This window comes from Nocardioides sp. TF02-7 (assembly GCF_022437945.1).
GTDB lineage: Bacteria > Actinomycetota > Actinomycetes > Propionibacteriales > Nocardioidaceae > Nocardioides.
Genome location: NZ_CP092535.1, coordinates 4,139,592 through 4,152,252, shown reverse-complemented (window position 1 = coordinate 4,152,252; position 12,661 = coordinate 4,139,592). Strand labels below are relative to the sequence as shown.

General features: G+C 72.9%; 8 protein-coding genes and 5 pseudogenes. 8 read left to right on the top strand and 5 right to left on the bottom strand.

Annotated elements, in window-relative coordinates; genetic code table 11:
• Nucleotides 1-35: 35 nt before the first annotated feature.
• From MF408_RS21510 to MF408_RS21495, 4 genes and pseudogenes are all read left to right on the top strand, one after another.
• Nucleotides 36-374 (top strand): annotated as a pseudogene (locus MF408_RS21510) (ATP-binding cassette domain-containing protein); the annotation flags it as partial.
• Between the two features lie 82 nt (nt 375-456).
• Complete coding sequence (locus MF408_RS21505) at nt 457-933, top strand: AAA family ATPase (protein WP_240252197.1); 477 nt, start codon at nt 457-459, stop codon at nt 931-933.
• Nucleotides 930-1,694 carry an ABC transporter permease gene (locus MF408_RS21500; protein ID WP_345893986.1) on the top strand — a complete coding sequence of 255 codons (765 nt, stop codon included), beginning with the start codon at nt 930-932 and terminating at the stop codon, nt 1,692-1,694. The genes MF408_RS21505 and MF408_RS21500 overlap by 4 nt, the downstream gene beginning before the upstream one ends.
• An 8-nt stretch (nt 1,695-1,702) precedes the next feature.
• A complete protein-coding gene (locus MF408_RS21495) occupies nt 1,703-2,671 on the top strand; it encodes a COX15/CtaA family protein (RefSeq protein ID WP_240249347.1) in 969 nt (322 codons plus the stop codon).
• On the opposite strand, the gene MF408_RS21490 is transcribed toward MF408_RS21495, so the two are convergent.
• Nucleotides 2,617-3,558 (bottom strand): heme o synthase, encoded by a 942-nt coding sequence (locus tag MF408_RS21490; RefSeq protein WP_240252099.1) that lies wholly within the window; start codon nt 3,556-3,558, stop codon nt 2,617-2,619. The two genes, MF408_RS21495 and MF408_RS21490, sit on opposite strands and share 55 nt — an antisense overlap.
• Nucleotides 3,559-3,788: 230 nt before the next feature.
• Here MF408_RS21490 and tkt point away from each other — a divergent pair.
• From tkt to MF408_RS21460, 4 genes and pseudogenes are all read left to right on the top strand, one after another.
• Nucleotides 3,789-5,862 (top strand): annotated as a pseudogene (gene tkt, locus MF408_RS26075) (transketolase).
• 58 nt (nt 5,863-5,920) lie between these two features.
• A pseudogene (gene tal, locus MF408_RS21470) lies at nt 5,921-7,024 on the top strand (transaldolase).
• A 6-nt stretch (nt 7,025-7,030) separates the two neighbouring features.
• Nucleotides 7,031-8,715: pseudogene (gene pgi, locus MF408_RS21465) on the top strand (glucose-6-phosphate isomerase).
• Entirely contained in the window at nt 8,712-9,251 is a 540-nt protein-coding gene (locus MF408_RS21460; protein ID WP_345893787.1) for a 6-phosphogluconolactonase, read from the top strand. The pseudogene pgi and the gene MF408_RS21460 overlap by 4 nt, the downstream one beginning before the upstream one ends.
• Before the next feature lie 670 nt (nt 9,252-9,921).
• On the opposite strand, the gene MF408_RS21455 is transcribed toward MF408_RS21460, so the two are convergent.
• From MF408_RS21455 to MF408_RS21440, 4 genes and pseudogenes are all read right to left on the bottom strand, one after another.
• On the bottom strand, nt 9,922-10,281 hold the full coding sequence (locus MF408_RS21455; RefSeq protein WP_275693256.1) for an RNA polymerase-binding protein RbpA: 360 nt from the start codon (nt 10,279-10,281) through the stop codon (nt 9,922-9,924).
• 64 nt (nt 10,282-10,345) lie between these two features.
• The gene (gene secG, locus MF408_RS21450) at nt 10,346-10,576 is read right to left on the bottom strand and encodes a preprotein translocase subunit SecG (protein WP_240252096.1); all 231 of its coding nucleotides are present in this window, start codon (nt 10,574-10,576) and stop codon (nt 10,346-10,348) included.
• A gap of 80 nt (nt 10,577-10,656) precedes the next feature.
• On the bottom strand, nt 10,657-11,451 hold the full coding sequence (gene tpiA, locus MF408_RS21445) for a triose-phosphate isomerase (RefSeq protein ID WP_240249344.1): 795 nt from the start codon (nt 11,449-11,451) through the stop codon (nt 10,657-10,659).
• Nucleotides 11,452-12,652: pseudogene (locus tag MF408_RS21440) on the bottom strand (phosphoglycerate kinase).
• Nucleotides 12,653-12,661: the final 9 nt, after the last annotated feature.

The window sequence follows — 12,661 nt, the reverse complement described above, 5'->3', positions numbered from 1 at the left end:
ACCCGTCGGCCGCCGTGCGCGTCGACGGACTGGTGATGCGGTACGGCGACAAGACCGCTGTCGACGGTCTGTCGCTGGAGGTCGAGGAGCACACGATCACCGCCGTGCTGGGGCCCAACGGCGCCGGCAAGACCACCACCCTCGAGACCTGCGAGGGCTACCGCCGGCCGCAGGCCGGATCGGTGCGCGTGCTGGGCCTCGACCCGGTGCGCGACCGGCGGGGGCTCCTCCCCCGCATCGGCGTGATGCTGCAGTCCGGCGGCGCCTGGAGCGGGGCCCGCGCCGAGGAGATGCTCACCCACCTGGCCCGGCTGCACGCCCACCCGCTCGACACCGGGCTGCTCATGGAGCGGCTCGCGCTGCACGAGTGCGGCCGCACGCCGTACCGCCGGCTCTCTGGCGGCCAGCAGCAGCGCCTCGGGCTGGCGATGGCCCCTCGTCGGGCGCCCCGAGCTGGTGTTCGTCGACGAGCCGACCGCCGGTCTGGACCCGCAGATCCGGCGCACCGTGTGGGAGCTGCTGGAGGAGCTGCGCGGCGACGGCGTGACCGTGGTGCTCACCACCCACTACCTCGAGGAGGCCGAGCGGCTGGCCGACCGGGTGCACATCCTCGACCACGGCCGGTTGGTCGCCAGCGGGTCGCCGCTCGAGCTGACCCGCGGCGGCACCGTCGCCACGATCCGGCTCGTCGTCACCCAGCCGTTCCCGCCCGGCTCCCCGCAGGCGCTGGCGCGGGCGCTCGGGCCGGCGACCGAGCTGCGGGTGCTCGACGAGCTCAGCCTGCAGGTGTCCGGCCCGGCCGACGGCTCGACGCTGTCCGTGGTCTCCCGGTGGTGCGAGGACCACTCCGTGCTGCCGGAGTCGCTCGTGCTCGGCCAGCGCAACCTCGAGGACGTCTTCCTCGAGCTCACCGGGCGGGAGCGGGCGTCGTGAGCACCGGCACCTTCGCACCCGCCCCGGGAGCGGCGCCGGTGGCCCGCCAGGTCGCGGCCCAGGCCGCGATGGAGGCCCGCCTGCTCCTGCGCAACGGCGAGCAGCTGCTGCTCGCCGTGGTGATCCCGCTGATCGTGCTGGTCGGGGCCGTGCAGGCGGCCGACCGGTTCGGCCTCGACTTCGACGACCCCACCGTGGACGTGCTGACACCCGGCGTGCTGGCGCTCGCGGTGATGTCGACGGCGTTCACGTCGCTGGCGATCGCCACCGGCTTCGAGCGCCGGTACGGCGTCCTCAAGCGGCTGGGCTCGGCCCCCTCTCCCGCGGCGCGCTGCTGGCCGGCAAGGTCGGTGCGCTGCTCCTCGTCGAGCTCCTCCAGCTCGCGGTCATCGGGGCCGCCGGGCTGGCCCTCGGCTGGTCCCCCGTCGCTGTCGGTGCCGGGCATCCTGCTCGCGGTCCTGCTCGGCACGGCGGCGTTCGCCGGCCTCGGGATGCTGCTGGCAGGCACGCTGCGCGCCGAGGCGACGCTGGCGGCGGCCAACCTGGTCTACCTCCTGCTGCTGGCGGGCGGTGCGGTCGTCGTGCCGGCGTCGGCGTACGGCGGCCTCGGCGAGGTCGTGCGCTGGCTCCCCTCGGGGGCGCTCGGGGAGGCGATGCGGGCGGCGTCCTCCGGCGACGTCGCGCTGGTGGAGCTCGTGGTGCTGGCGGCGTGGGCGGTCCTCGGCGGGCTCGCGACGGCCCGGTGGTTCAAGTGGGAGTGAAGGAACAGATGGACAACGCGGCGAAGCGGCTCCTGGTGCCGCTCGCGATCGCCAACCTGGTGGTCAACATCGGGATCGTGGTGACCGGCGGGGCCGTGCGGCTCACCGGTTCCGGTCTCGGCTGCCCGACCTGGCCTCGCTGCACCGACGAGTCCTACGTGCCCCACGGCGAGCTCGGGATGCACGGCGCGATCGAGTTCGGCAACCGGTTGCTGACGTTCGCCGTCGCGGCCGTGGCGCTGCTCACGTTCCTCGCCGCCTGGCGCAGTGGCGACCGGCGCGCCCGCCTGCTGGCGCTGCTCGTCGGGCTCTACATCCCCGCGCAGGCGGTCATCGGCGGCATCACCGTGCTGACCGACCTGAACCCCTGGGTCGTGTCGCTCCACTTCCTGTCGTCGATGGTCATCATCGGCCTCTGCGTCGTGCTGCTCGACCACCTCCGCGGCCCCGTGCGCACCGCCGCGGCGCCGCGGGCGCGGCAGCTCGCGTGGGGGGCGTTCGCGCTCGGGTGGGTGGTGCTCTACCTCGGCACCGTCGTCACCGGGTCGGGCCCCCACTCCGGCGACCTCGACTCCCGCCGCACCGGCCTCGACCCGCAGGTGATGTCCCACGTCCACGCCTGGGTCGTCTACGCACTGGTGGCGGTGACGCTGGCGCTGGTCGTGGTCGCCGTCCGCGGCGGGCACCGCCACCTGCTCCACGCCACCCTCGCCCTGCTGGCCGTGGAGGTCGCGCAGGGCGTGATCGGGTTCGTCCAGTACTTCAACGACCTGCCGGAGTGGCTGGTGCTGCTGCACATGCTCGGCGCGGCGCTGACGGCGGCGGTGATCGCCTGGGTCGTCCTCGCGGCCCGCGCCCGGCGCCCGAGTCGGGCAGGTCGACCGGGCGGAGCCGGTCGACCAGGTCGTCTGAGCGGGGCGGCTCAGCCCCAGATCAGCGCGTCGACGGCGACCGCGACGAACAGCAGCGAGAGGTAGAGGTTGCTGCTGTGGAACAGGTGCATCGGACGGATCACCGCGAGGTCCTCGGTGCCGCGGGCGCGACGCTCCAGCTGGTGGGCCTGTACCAGGAACACCGCGCCGAGCACGGCGGCGGCGGCCGGGTAGAGCACACCGGTGCCGGCCACGGGCCACAGCAGCAGGCTGGTGGCCACCATCACCCAGCTGTAGGCGACGATCTGGCGGGCGACGGTGCGGGCCGGCTTCACGACCGGCAGCATCGGGACGTCGACGTGCGCGTAGTCCTCGCGGTAGCGCAGCGCCAGCGCCCACGTGTGCGGCGGGGTCCAGAAGAACACGACGCCGAACAGCACGACCGGCGCCCAGGCCAGCTCGCCGGTGACGGCCGTCCAGCCGATCAGGGCCGGGAAGCAGCCGGCGATGCCGCCCCAGACGATGTTCTGGGTGGTGCGCCGCTTGAGGAGCATCGTGTAGCCGAACACGTAGAACGCGTTGGCCGACACCGACAGGACCGCGGACAGCGGGTTGACCCACAGGTAGAGGACCACGGTCGACAGCACGCCCAGCACCAGCCCGAACAGCAGGGCGGCCCGCGGGGTGATGATGTGCCGCGGGAGCGCCCGGCGCCGGGTGCGGCGCATCTGCTCGTCGATGTCGCGGTCGTAGACGCAGTTGAAGACCGACGCCGAGCCCGCCGACAGCGCGCCGCCGACGACGGTGGCGGCCACCAGGCCGAGGCCGGGCACGCCGCGGGCGGCGAAGAACATCACCGGCACCGTGGTCAGCAGCAACAGCTCGATGACCCGCGGCTTGGTCAGGCCGACGTACGCCAGGACGACGTCCTTGACCGAGGCGCGGGGCTGGTCGGCGCCGCGCTCGACCACTCCGTTGACCCCCACGACCAGCCGGGCTGCGGTGCGGTCAGGGTCGACGTACGTCACAGGTTCCCCAGGCTGGTCGAGGTCGCGGAGCGAGCCGGGCGGTCAGAACGGAGCCGAGTCTATCGGTGCGGGCGCCCGCTCGTGGCATCGCCTCCCCCGCGGTGAGTAGGCTCGACCGAGTGACGACAAGGATCCCTGACCTGGACTGGACCGACCTCGACCGGAAGGCCGTCGACACCGTCCGAGTGCTGGCGATGGACGCCGTGCAGAAGGTCGGCAACGGCCACCCGGGCACGGCGATGAGCCTCGCCCCCGCGGCGTACCTCCTGTTCCAGAAGGTGATGAGGCACGACCCCGCCGACCCGGACTGGATCGCCCGCGACCGGTTCGTGCTCTCCTGCGGTCACACGTCACTGACGCTCTACCTCCAGCTCTACCTCGGCGGCTGGGGCCTCGAGCTCGAGGACATCAAGGCGCTGCGCACCTGGGGCAGCAAGACCCCCGGCCACCCCGAGCACGGCCACACCGCCGGCGTCGAGACGACCACCGGCCCCCTCGGCCAGGGCATCGGCAACGCGGTCGGGATGGCGATGGCGGCGCGCCGCGAGCGCGGCCTGCTCGACCCCCGACACCGCCGCGGGCGAGTCGATCTTCGACCACCACGTCTACTGCCTGGCCTCCGACGGCGACATCGAGGAGGGGGTCAGCGCCGAGGCCTCGGCGATCGCCGGCGTGCAGCAGCTCGGCAACCTGACCCTGATCTACGACGACAACCAGATCTCGATCGAGGGCGAGACCGACATCGCGCTCGGCGAGGACGTCGCCAAGCGCTACGAGGCCTACGGCTGGCACGTCCAGACCGTCGACTGGCGCGGGGGGAGCAAGGACGACGGCCAGTACGACGAGGACGTGCCCGCGCTGCACGAGGCGCTCCGGGCCGCCGAGGCCGTGACCGACCGGCCGAGCCTGATCGTCCTGCGCACGATCATCGCGTGGCCGGCGCCCAACGCGCAGGGCACCGGCAAGGCGCACGGCGCCGCCCTCGGCGAGGAGGAGGTCGCGGCCACCAAGGAGATCCTCGGGTTCGACCCCGAGAAGAGCTTCGAGGTGCCCGACGAGGTGATCGCCCACACCCGCAAGCTGCTCGAGCGTGGTGCCGCCGCCGGCAAGGCGTGGGACGCGGAGTACGCCGCGTGGGCGGAGGCCGAGCCCGAGCGCGCCGAGCTGCTGCACCGGCTGCGCGCCCGCGAGCTGCCGCAGGGCTGGGACGCCGACCTGCCGGTCTTCGACGCCGACCCCAAGGGCGTGGCGACCCGCAAGGCGTCGGGGGCCACGATCAACGCGATCGCCCCGCGGGTGCCCGAGCTGTGGGGCGGCTCGGCCGACCTGGCGGAGTCCAACAACACCACCATCGAGGACGCCCCCCTCGTTCATCCCGGCCGACCGGTCGACCAAGCAGTGGCAGGGCGACCCGCTCGCCGGCCGGGTCCTCCACTTCGGCATCCGCGAGCACGCGATGGGCTCGATCATGAACGGCATCGCCCTCCACGGCGGCACCCGGGTGTTCGGCGGCACCTTCCTCACCTTCTCCGACTACATGCGACCCGCCGTGCGGCTGGCCGCGCTGATGAAGCTGCCGGTCACCTACGTGTGGACCCACGACTCCATCGGCCTCGGCGAGGACGGCCCGACCCACCAGCCGGTCGAGCACCTCGCCGCCCTGCGGGCGATCCCCGGCCTCGACGTGGTCCGGCCAGGCGACGCCAACGAGGTCGCGGCCTGCTGGGCGCACGTCCTGCGGAAGGCCGACGCCCCCCGCCGGCCTGTGCCTCTCGCGGCAGAACCTCCCCGTCTTCCCCCGCGGCACCGACGACGACGGCGAGACCTGGGGCCCGGCCGAGGACGCGGCCCGGGGCGGCTACGTGCTGCTCGACGCCGACCGCAGCGAGGGCGGGCTGCCCCGACGTGGTGCTCGTCGCCACCGGGTCGGAGGTCCAGATGGCCGTCGCCGCGCGCACGCTCCTCGCCGAGGAGGGCGTCCGGGCCCGGGTGGTGTCGATGCCGTGCCGCGAGTGGTTCGACGCCCAGGACGAGTCCTACCGCGACTCGGTGCTCCCGCCCAGCGTCAAGGCGCGGGTGGCCGTCGAGGCCGGCATCGCCCAGGGCTGGCGGGAGGTCGTCGGAGACCACGGACGGATCGTCTCCATCGAGACGTTCGGCGCCTCCGCCGCCTACCAGCGGATCTTCGAGGAGTACGGCATGACCGCCGAGGCGGTCGCCCAGGCCGCCCGGGACAGCCTGGAGAAGGCGGCCGCGGCCGCCGGCTGAGCGCCACCCACGCGACCGCGGCGCCGACCGGCCCGCGGCAGACCCCCAAGGAGGACTCATGAGTGACCGACTGAAGGCCCTCGCCGACGCGGGGGTGTCGATCTGGCTCGACGACCTGTCGCGCGAGCGGATCGAGACCGGCAACCTCGCGGAGCTGGTCAAGGAGAAGTCCGTGGTCGGCGTGACCACGAACCCGACCATCTTCGCCTCGGCGATCGCCGACGGCGAGCGGTACGACGAGCAGGTGCGGCGCCTCGTCGCCGACGACGCCGACACCGCGCGGGTGATCTTCGAGCTCACCACGGACGACGTACGCAACGCCTGCGACGTGCTGGCGCCCGTCTACCAGGGGAAGCCCGCGGACGGGCGGGTGTCGATCGAGGTGGAGCCCGCACTCGCCCACGACACCGACGGGACCGTCGAGTCCGCCCGTGCCCTGTGGGCAGCGGTCGACCGGCCCAACGCGCTGATCAAGATCCCCGCCACCGTCAAGGGCCTGCCCGCGATCGAGACCGCCATCTCCGAGGGCATCAGCGTCAACGTCACCCTGATCTTCGGCATCGAGCGCTACCGCGGCGTCATGGAGGCCTACATCGCCGGGCTCGAGAAGGCGAAGGAGGCCGGCCGCGACCTGTCGGAGATCCACTCGGTGGCGTCGTTCTTCGTCTCCCGCGTCGACAGCGAGATCGACAAGCGGCTCGAGGCGATCGGCAGCGACGAGGCGCTCGCGCTCCGGGGCAAGGCGGCCGTCGCCAACGCCCGGCTCGCCTACGCCGCCTACGAGGAGGTCTTCTCCGGCGAGCGCTGGGAGGCCCTGCGGGCGGCGGGGAGCCCAGACGCAGCGGCCGCTCTGGGCGTCGACGGGCGTGAAGAACCCCGACTACCCCGACACCCTCTACGTGACCGACCTGGTCGTCGCCGACACGGTGAACACGATGCCGGAGAAGACGCTGGCGGCCTTCGCCGACCACGGCGAGGTCGAGGGCGACCAGGTGACCGGCCGCGCCGCGAGGCGCAGCAGGTGTTCGACCGGCTCGCCGCGGTCGGGGTCGACTTCGACGACGTGCTGGCGGTGCTCGAGCGCGAGGGCGTCGAGAAGTTCTCGGCCTCGTGGGACGAGCTCGTCGAGACGGTCGAGGGCCAGATGGCCCGCGCCCGGTAGCCGCCGATGGAGGCCGCCGCGACCGCCCCGGTCGACCCGACGACGACCGAGGCCTGGCGCCGCCTGGGCGAGCTCGCCGCGTCGTACGAGCCCGACCTGCGCGGCTGGTTCGCCGCCGACCCCGGCCGGGCCGAACGGCTCACCTTCGACGCCGCCGACCTCCACGTCGACCTGTCGAAGAACCTGGTCGACGACGCCGTGCTCGAGGCGCTGCTGCAGCTCGCCGAGCAGGTCGGTGTTACGGCCCGCCGCGACGCGATGCTGGCCGGTGAGCGCATCAACGTCAGCCGAGGACCGCGCCGTCCTCCACACCGCGCTGCGGCTGCCGGCCGACGCGACCCTGGAGGTCGACGGCCACGACGTGGTGCCCGACGTCCACGACGTCCTGCGGCGGGTCTACGCCTTCGCCGAGAAGGTCCGCTCGGGAGCCTGGACCGGGGTGAGCGGGCAGCCGATCCGCACGGTGGTCAACATCGGGATCGGCGGCTCCGACCTGGGGCCGGTGATGGCCTACGAGGCGCTCCAGCCCTACGTCCAGGACGGGCTGGAGTGCCGGTTCATCAGCAACATCGACCCGACCGACGCGGCCCAGGAGCTGGCCGGGCTCGACCCGGAGTCGACGCTGTTCATCGTGTCCAGCAAGACGTTCGGGACCTTGGAGACGCTCACCAACGCCCGGCTGTGCCGGGCCTGGCTGCTCGACGCGCTCCGCGACCGGGGCGTGCTCGGCGACGACGGCGAGGCCGAGGCGGTCTCCCCGGCACTTCGTCGCCGTCTCCACCGCCCTGGACAAGGTGGCGGCGTTCGGGATCGACCCCGACAACGCCTTCGGGTTCTGGGACTGGGTCGGCGGTCGCTACTCCGTCGACTCCGCGATCGGCACCTCGCTGGTGATCGCCGTCGGGCCGGAGCGGTTCGCCGAGCTCCTCGCAGGCTTCCACGCCGTCGACGAGCACTTCCGCACCGCGCCGCCGGAGGCCAACGTCCCGCTGCTGATGGGCCTGCTCAACGTCTGGTACGTCAACTTCCTCGACGCCCGCACGCACGCCGTGCTCCCCTACGCCCAGCTGCTCCACCGGTTCCCCGCCTACCTCCAACAGCTGACGATGGAGTCCAACGGCAAGGGCGTGCGCTGGGACGGCAGCCCCGTCGGCACCGCGACCGGCGAGGTCTTCTGGGGCGAGCCTGGCACCAACGGGCAGCACGCCTTCTACCAGCTCATCCACCAGGGCACCCAGCTGGTCCCGGCCGACTTCATCGCCGTCGCCAACCCCGCCCACCCGCTGCGTGACGGCGACACCGACGTCCACGAGGTGTTCCTGGCGAACTTCTTCGCCCAGACCAAGGCGCTCGCGTTCGGCAAGACCGCCGACGAGGTGCGCGCCGAGGGCACCGACGAGGCGATCGTCCCGGCCCGGGTGTTCACCGGCAACCGGCCGACGACGTCCATCATGGCGCCGGAGCTCTCCCCGTCGGTGCTCGGCCAGCTCATCGCCCTCTACGAGCACATCACGTTCGTGCAGGGCGCGGTGTGGGGCATCGACAGCTTCGACCAGTGGGGCGTCGAGCTCGGCAAGCAGCTCGCGCAGCAGATCGCCCCCGCCGTCACGGGCGACGAGGACGCGCTCGCAGCGCAGGACCCGTCCACCCGCTCCCTGATCGACTACTACCGGAGGCACCGACGCCCGTGATCGAGCCCCTGATCGAGGTCCACGACGACGACCGCGCACTCGCCACGGCGGTCGCCGGCGAGCTGCTCAACCGGCTCGCCGACGCCCAGGCGGCCGGCCGGGTGCCGCACATCAGCCTCACGGGCGGCACGATCGCGGTGAAGGTCCACGAGGAGGTCGCCCGGCTGGCGCCCTCCTCCGGGGTCGACTGGGACGCCGTCCACGTCTGGTTCGGCGACGAGCGGTTCGTCGCCCGCGACTCCGCCGACCGCAACGCCGGGCAGGCCCGGGCGGCGTTCCTCGACGCGGTCGGCGTACCGGACGCCAACATCCACGAGGTCCCGGCGACCGGCGAGGCCGCCGACGTCGACGCCGCGGCCGCCGCCTACGCGGCCGAGCTCGAGGCCCACTGGCCCGGGCGGTTCGACGTGATGATGCTCGGCGTCGGCCCCGACGGCCACGTCAACTCGCTGTTCCCCCGGCCTCCCCCAGCTGCACGCCACCGGTCTCACCGCCGGAGTCACCGGCTCCCCCAAGCCCCCCGCCGGAGCGCGTGACCCTGACCTTCGAGACCACCCTGCGCCGCCGCCTCGGTCTGGTTCCTCGTCAGCGGCGACGGCAAGGCCGACGCCGTCCGCCGGGCACTCGCCGACGACGGCACCATCGACGAGACCCCCGCCCGCGGCGCCTTCGGCCTCGAGGAGACGGTCTGGTTCCTCGACCACGACGCGGCGTCGAGGATCTGAGGGGGCCGGCGCCGGAGGTCGAGCTTGCGAGGCCCCGGGCGGACGGTCTCGGCGGTAGGGCTTGGGAAGTGTCGATCACGGTGCGGGCGGCGGGTCCTGCGTGGTTGCGACCGCAAGGGCAGCGACGAGGGAGGTGGGCGTCGGTGCCGGGTGATCGGTCGGGCTGCAGGCGCCGGTTGCTGATCGATCGGCGCTACCTCGGTGTTCGGGGCACTCCCTCGGCGCTGTGACTGGCAAGAGCACCCTGGTAGCAGCAGCAACACCGAGGTAGTCGCGGCGGAGACCGCTACCTCGGTCTGCGTGCTGTTCGACCCTCGCGGCGACCGTAGGGCCGAGGCCCGAGAGCGCGCAGATTCATCACGGTATGCAGACGAACCAACGCCTCCCACGACGGGTACGCCATGGGGAGCGCCAACTCACCGACATACCTTGATGAATCTGCGGCGCCCGAGGCGCAGCGTCTGCGACACGCTCGGGCAGACTAGAAGATGATCTCGCCGCTCTTCCGCCGCGACCGCAGCAGCTGGATGGCCTCGTCGAGGATCAGCTCGGCCTCCTTGTCGGAGCGCCGCTCCTTCACGTAGGCGAGGTGGGTCTTGTAGGGCTCGATCTTCGGGGCCGGCGGGGCGTTCTCGGAGTCGAGGCCGGCGGGGAGGCCGCACTTGGGGCAGTCCCAGGAGTCGGGGATCGCGGCCTCGGTCGAGAACGTGATCACCGACCGGTGCCCGTGGGCGCAGAAGTAGGTGACCGCCTGGCGCGGTGCGGCCTCGCCCCGCTCGGCCTCGCCCATCGGGCCTGCACCGACGCGACTGCCGCGGATCGCGTTCCCACCACCAGCCAACGCAACTCTCCTCAGCTCAGACCGGCCGTGGTGACCGGGGTCAAGATCGAATCAGGGAACGGGTCTAGTAGGCGAGCAGCAGCCCGAGCGCGATGACGCAGGCGAACCAGATCACGCCCATGCCGATCGTGAACCGGTCGAGGTTGCGCTCCGCCACCGACGATCCGCCGAGAGAGCTGGAGACGCCGCCGCCGAACATGTCCGAGAGTCCGCCGCCGCGCCCCTTGTGGAGGAGGACGAGGAGGATCAGGATCAGGCTCGTCAGCACGAGCAGGACGGTGAACAGGGTTTCCAGCACGGTCGGAATCCTACGTCAGCGGCGGCGGTACGCCGCACCCGGTGCGGCGCCGTGGACGAGCGCGTTGCCCGTGCGGGTCACAGGACCGGCATGTCGTAGTAGCGGCAGATGCCTCCGAACTCGTCGGCCTGGAGGCTGGCGCCGCCCACGAGGCAGCCGTCGATGTCGGGCTGGGCCATGATCCCGGCGACGTTGGCCGCCTTGACGGAGCCGCCGTACTGGATCCGCACGGCGTCGGCGGCCGCGTCGCCGTAGGACTCGCGGACCTGCGCGCGGATCGCCCCGCACACCTCCTGCGCGTCCTCGGGGGTGGCGACCTCGCCGGTGCCGATGGCCCACACCGGCTCGTAGGCGATGACCAGCCCGGCGACCTGCTCGGCGGTCAGCCCGGCGAGCGAGCCGACGACCTGCGAGGTGCAGTGGGGCACGTGGGTGCCCTCCTGCCGGACCTCCAGCCCCTCGCCCACGCAGACGATCGGGGTGATCCCGGCACCGAGTGCCGCCTTGGCCTTGCGGGCGACCAGCTCGTCGGTCTCGCCGTGGTGCTGCCGGCGCTCGGAGTGGCCGACCGCCACGTAGGAGCAGCCGAGCTTGGCGAGCATGCCGGCGGAGATCTCGCCGGTGTAGGCGCCGGAGGCGTGCACCGAGACGTCCTGCGCGCCGTACTTGATCGGCAGCCGGTCACCGTCGACGAGGGTCTGCACCGACCGGATGTCGGTGTAGGGCGGGAGGACCGCCACCTCGACCTTGCCGTGGTCGTGCTTCTTGTCCGACAGCGTCCAGGCGAGCTTCTGGACCAGCACCACCGCTTCCTGGTGGTTGAGGTTCATCTTCCAGTTGCCCGCCATCAGCGGGACCCGTGTGTTGCCCATTCATCCCTCCAGGACCGTGATGCCGGGGAGCTCCTTGCCCTCGAGGTACTCGAGGCTGGCGCCGCCGCCGGTGGAGATGTGGCCGAACGCGGCCTCGTCGAACCCGAGCGACCGGACCGCCGCGGCGGAGTCGCCGCCGCCCACGACCGAGAGCCCGTCGACCTCGGTCAGGGCCGCCGCGACCGCGCGGGTGCCGCCGGCGAAGGCGGCGACCTCGAACACGCCCATCGGCCCGTTCCAGAAGACGGTGCGGGCACCGGCGAGCGCGGCGGCGAACGCAGCACCCGACTCGGGACCGATGTCGAGGCCGAGCGCGTCGGCCGGGATCTCGGAGGCGGCCACGACGGACGGCTGCGGCTCGCGGTCGCCGGACGGGAACGCGGTGTCGACCACGATGTCGGTCGGCAGCACGATCTCGACGCCGGTCTCGCGGGCGCGGTCGAGGTAGGCGCGGCAGGTGTCGAGCTGGTCCTCCTCGAGGAGGCTCTTGCCGACCTCGTGGCCCTGGGCCTTGAGGAAGGTGAAGACCATGCCGCCGCCGATGAGCAGCTTGTCGGCCTTGCCGAGCAGGTTGTCGATCACCCCGAGCTTGTCCGACACCTTCGACCCGCCGAGCACCACGACGTAGGGGCGCTCGGGGTCGACGGTGAGCCGGCGGAGCACGTCGATCTCGGCGGCGACGAGGCCGCCCATCGCGTGCGGCAGCCGCTTCGCGACGTCGTAGACGCTGGCCTGCTTGCGGTGCACCACCCCGAACCCGTCGGACACGAAGGCGTCGGCGAGGCCCGCCAGCTGGTCGGCGAACGCGCCGCGCTCGTCGTCGTCCTTGCTCGTCTCCCCCGCGTTGAACCGGACGTTCTCGAGCACGGCGACCTGCCCGTCCCCCGAGCGCCGCCACGGTCTCCTGCGCGGCCGGGCCGACGGTGTCGGTCGCGAACGCCACGTCCCGGCCCAGCAGCTCGCCGAGCCGGGCGGCCACCGGCGCCAGGGAGTACGCCGGGTCCGGCGCGCCCTTCGGCCGGCCGAGGTGGGCGGTGACGACGACCCGGGCGCCGGCGTCGGCGAGCGCCGCGATGGTCGGGACCGACGCGCGGATCCGCCCGTCGTCGGTGATCGTCGTGCCGTCGAGCGGCACGTTGAGGTCGGACCGGACGAGGACGCGCTTGCCGGCGACCTCGCCCAGCCCCTGGTAGTCAGCCAACTCCCGGCC

Excerpts from the sequence above, each read along its gene's own strand:
- MF408_RS21495 (WP_240249347.1), top strand. The coding sequence starts at position 1,703 with ATGGACAACGCGGCGAAGCGGCTCCTGGTGCCGCTCGCGATCGCCAAC.
- tpiA (WP_240249344.1), bottom strand. The coding sequence starts at position 11,451 with ATGGGCAACACACGGGTCCCGCTGATGGCGGGCAACTGGAAGATGAAC.